The organism is Burkholderia sp. LMG 13014 (assembly GCF_905232215.1).
Taxonomy (GTDB): Bacteria; Pseudomonadota; Gammaproteobacteria; order Burkholderiales; family Burkholderiaceae; genus Burkholderia.
In genome coordinates this window covers 1-3,901 of sequence record NZ_CAJNKE010000554.1, presented here as the reverse complement: position 1 = coordinate 3,901, position 3,901 = coordinate 1, and the positions used below count along the sequence as shown (strand labels likewise).

General features: G+C 68.0%; 3 protein-coding genes. All 3 read left to right on the top strand.

Annotated elements, in window-relative coordinates; genetic code table 11:
* Nucleotides 1-81: 81 nt before the first annotated feature.
* Genes JYJ84_RS30730 through JYJ84_RS30720 form a run of 3 tightly spaced genes read left to right on the top strand, consistent with a single transcriptional unit; the run spans nucleotide 82 to nucleotide 3,895 of the window.
* The gene (locus tag JYJ84_RS30730) at nucleotides 82-1,548 is read left to right on the top strand and encodes an O-antigen ligase (protein WP_174958175.1); all 1,467 of its coding nucleotides are present in this window, start codon (nucleotides 82-84) and stop codon (nucleotides 1,546-1,548) included.
* Nucleotides 1,545-2,729 (top strand): glycosyltransferase family 4 protein, encoded by a 1,185-nt coding sequence (locus JYJ84_RS30725; protein ID WP_175221774.1) that lies wholly within the window; start codon nucleotides 1,545-1,547, stop codon nucleotides 2,727-2,729. Before JYJ84_RS30730 ends, JYJ84_RS30725 begins: the two co-directional genes overlap by 4 nt.
* Nucleotides 2,729-3,895 (top strand): glycosyltransferase family 4 protein, encoded by a 1,167-nt coding sequence (locus JYJ84_RS30720; protein ID WP_122949729.1) that lies wholly within the window; start codon nucleotides 2,729-2,731, stop codon nucleotides 3,893-3,895. The genes JYJ84_RS30725 and JYJ84_RS30720 overlap by 1 nt, the downstream gene beginning before the upstream one ends.
* Nucleotides 3,896-3,901: the final 6 nt, after the last annotated feature.

Sequence of the window (3,901 nt, the reverse complement as noted above, 5' to 3'; positions counted from 1 at the left end):
GCCGGCGCCGGACGCCGGCAGCCGCGGGCCTGGCGATGCCGCTCGCGGATTCGCGACCGTCGTCGCGGTGAGAGCGGATCGATGAGTACGATTACCGCCGAGCGCGCACCGTCGCGCAACCGCAACTGGCTACCCGAACCGAAGCACTGGGTCGGGCAGGCCGGGCTGTGGACGTTCACCGCCGCGCTGATCGCCATTCACCAGGGCAAGGTACTGACGCTCGCGTTTCCGGTGCTGGCCATCGCGGTCGGCATCTGGCTGTATTTCAAGAGTCCGGCGCGCTACGTCGGCTTCATGTGGTGGGTGTGGTTCCTGAGTCCGGAAGTGCGGCGTCTCGCCGACTGGTCGAAGGGCGCATTCACGCCAACGAGCCTGATCCAGGTCGCGCCGCTCGCGGTGACGATGATCGCCGGCCTCGGGCTGATCCGGCATTACCGCGTGCTCGCGCAGCGGCGCGGAATTCCCATTCTGCTGATGCTGTTCGGGCTCGCGTACGCGTACCTCGTCGGGATCGTGTCGAGCGGCGTGATGGCCGCGACCTATGACCTCGCGAACTGGGTGTACCCGGTGCTGATCGGCTTTCACATCATGGTCAACGCGCGCGACTACCCGGAGTACCGCGACGTGCTGCTGTCCACGTTCATGTGGGGCATGCTGGTGATGGGCGTGTACGGCGTCGTGCAGTACTTCGTGATGCCGCAGTGGGACGTGCTGTGGATGATCGGTTCCGACATGGGTTCGCAGGGCGAGCCGGTGCCGTACGGCGTGCGCGTGTTCAGCACGATGAACTCGTCGGGGCCGTTCGCGTTCGCGATGATGGGCGCGCTGGTGTTCGTGCTCGCGGCGCCGCAGAAGATCCGCTGGTTCGCGGGGGCGGCGGGCTTCGTGTCGTTCGCGCTGTGTCTCGTGCGCTCGACGTGGGGCGGCTGGGTGATCGCGCTCGCGATCCAGCTCGCGCAGTCGAACAACCGCGTGCGGATGCGGATTCTCATCAGCGGCGTCGTGCTGGTCGGGCTGTGCGTGCCGCTGCTGACCGTCGGGCCGGTGGCCGATCGTCTCGGCGCGCGTCTGCAGTCGATCACGAACCTGAAGGACGATCGCAGCTACGACGACCGCAACAAGTTCTACGCGACCTTCGCGCAGACGGCGTTTACCGACGTCGCCGGCGAAGGGATGGGCGCGACGGGCGCATCGACGAAGCTGTCGAGCGACAGCGGCGAACTCGGCAAGTACGGCAGCTTCGACAGCGGCGTGATGAACGTGCCGTTCGTGCTCGGCTGGCCCGGCACGTTGCTGTACCTCGCCGGTGTCGTGATGTTGTTCGGCCGCACGTTGCGCGCGGCGTTCAAGCTGCGCAAGGACAAGTTCGTCGGCGCGTGCCTGAGTCTGTGCCTGTCGACCTTCGCGATGCTCGTGTTCACGAACTCGCTGATCGGCACGGGCGGCCTGCTGATGTTCACAGCCATTTTTTCGATTCTTTCCGCGGCGCACTGGCAAAAGGCACAACGCCTGCTGGCCGCCGCGCGTTTACGGGGAGGCGACCATTGAGAATCGCGATCGTCACGCACGTCGTGCGACATAACGACGGGCAGGGCCGCGTCAATTACGAAATCGCGCGCGCGGCGCTGGCCGAGAACTACGAGGTCACGCTGGTCGCGTCGCACGTCGCGCCCGAGCTGCTGGCCGACCCGCGCGTGCGCTGGGTGCCGGTGAAGGTCGGCGGCTTCTGGCCGTCGAATCTCGTCAAGCAGCAGGTGTTCGCGCTGAAGAGCGCGGCGTGGCTGCGCGCGCACCGCGACGAATACGACGTGCTGCACGTGAACGGCTTCATTTCGTGGATCAAGGCCGACGTGAATACCGCGCACTTCGTGCACGGCGGCTGGTTCAAGAGTCCGTACTATCCGTTCGGGCCGACGAAGGGGCTGTGGTCGGCTTACCAGTACGTCTATACGCGCGTGAACACCACGCTCGAACGCTGGGCGTACCGGCGTTCGCGCGCGATCACGGCCGTGTCGCAGAAGGTGGCCGACGAGATCGCCGGGCTCGGCATCGACAGCCGCAAGATCAGCGTGATCTACAACGGCGTCGACACCAGCGCGTTCGCGGGCGCGCAGGCCGACCGCGCGGCGTTCAAGCTGCCGGACGACGCATTCCTGCTGCTGTTCGTCGGCGACCTGCGCACGCCGCGCAAGAACCTCGGTACCGTGCTGAAGGCGCTGACGAAGCTGCCGGCGAACGTGCACCTGGCGGTGGCCGGCTATCTTCCCGGCAGCCCGTATCCGGACGAGGCGCGCGCGCTCGGCATCGATTCGCGCGTGCATTTCCTCGGTCTCGTGAAAAACATGCCGACGCTGATGCGCTCGGTCGACGCCTACGTGTTCCCGTCGCGCTACGAAGCGATGAGCCTGTCGCTGCTCGAGGCGATGGCGGCCGGGCTGCCGGTCGTCACCGCGCGTACGGCGGGCGGCGCGGAAATCATCACGCGCGAATGCGGGATCGTGCTGGAGGATCCGGACGATCCGGCCGCGCTCGCGCAGGCGATCGGCACGCTCGCGGCATCGCGCGACACCTGTCGCGCGATGGGCGACGCCGCCCGCGAACTGATGACCCGTTTCGGCTGGGCGCACATGGGCGCCCAGTATGTCGCGCTCTATCGGCGCATCGGCCAACCCTCGCAGCCGTCCGCTTTCGAGCGGGTCGAGCATGCGGTCACGCAGGAGCAGTCGTGATGTCCCAATCTTCCCGGCCGATCAAATCGTTGCAAATCGGCATGCACTGGTTCCCCGAACGCGCGGGCGGCCTCGACCGGATGTACTACTCGCTCGTCGGCGCGCTGCCGGGCGCGGGTGTCGAGGTGCGCGGGCTCGTTGCCGGCTCGCCGAAAGTCGCCGACGACACGGACGGTGCGATCCAGGGCTTCGGCCCCGCAACGGAGTCGCTCGCGCGCCGGATGCTCGCCGCGCGGCGCGCGCTGCGCGAGGAGATCCGCAGCGAGCGTCCGGACGTGATCTCGTCGCACTTCGCGCTGTACACGTTTCCTGGCCTCGACGTCACGCGCGGGATTCCGCAGGTGTCGCATTTCCAGGGGCCGTGGGCCGACGAAAGCCAGGTCGAAGGCGCCGCGTCGCTCGGGCAGCGCGCGAAGCGCTATCTCGAACAGGCCGTCTATACGCGCTCGTCGCGGCTGATCGTGTTGTCGCAGGCGTTCGGCCAGATCCTGACGAATCGCTACGGGATCGATCCGTCACGCGTGCGCGTGATTCCCGGCTGCGTCGATACCGCGCAGTTCGACACGCCGCTCACGCCCGGCGAGGCGCGGCACAAGCTGCAGCTGCCGCAGGACCGGCCGATCGTGCTGGCCGTGCGCCGGCTCGTGCGGCGCATGGGGCTGGAGGACCTGATCGACGCGATCGGCCTCCTCAAGCACCGTCACCCGGACGTGCTGCTGCTGATCGCCGGCAAGGGCAAGATCGGCGAGGAACTCCAGCAGCGCATCGATGCGGCCGGACTGCAGGACAACGTGAAGCTGCTCGGCTTCGTGCCCGACAACCATCTCGCGGCGCTGTATCGCGCGGCGACGGTCAGTGTCGTGCCGACGGTCGCGCTCGAAGGCTTCGGGCTGATCACCGTCGAATCGCTCGCGTCCGGCACGCCCGTGCTGGTCACGCCGGTCGGCGGGCTGCCGGAGGCCGTCGCCGGGTTGTCCAGCGATCTCGTGCTGCCGTCCACCGGCGCGGACGCGATCGCGGAAGGGCTCGGCGCCGCGCTCTCGGGCGCGATCACGCTGCCCGACGAGGCCGCGTGCAAGCGCTATGCGCGCGATCATTTCGACAACGCGGTGATCGCGCGGCGCGTCGCCGGCGTGTACGAAGAGGCGATCCAGGCAGCCGGTTGAGTGCCC